Annotated in this window: 1 protein-coding gene; it reads left to right on the top strand. The window is 75.0% G+C overall.

Features of this window, described 5'->3' with window-relative positions:
• On the top strand, window positions 1-228 hold a 228-nt coding region (locus tag KVS71_RS19740; protein ID WP_306663932.1), incomplete at both ends, for an aldehyde dehydrogenase family protein.

The following is a 228-nucleotide window of genomic DNA, read 5'->3' on the forward strand; positions in this document are numbered from 1 at the left end:
ACGATGACCGTCCCCCGGCAGACCTTCATCGGCGGTCGCGCCGTCACCGCAGCGGGGAGCGGGCGCCTGCCGCTCATCGACCCGGTGACGGAGGAAGCCTACGGCGAGATCCCGATCCCCGACCGCACCGACGTGGATGCCGCGTATGCCGCGGCCGCGGCGGCGTTCCCGATCTGGCGGGACACCCCGCCGGCTGCGCGCCAGCTCGCGCGGTTCCGCATCGCCGTG

This window comes from Microbacterium sp. GbtcB4, assembly GCF_019091465.1.
Classification (GTDB): domain Bacteria; phylum Actinomycetota; class Actinomycetes; order Actinomycetales; family Microbacteriaceae; genus Microbacterium; species Microbacterium paraoxydans.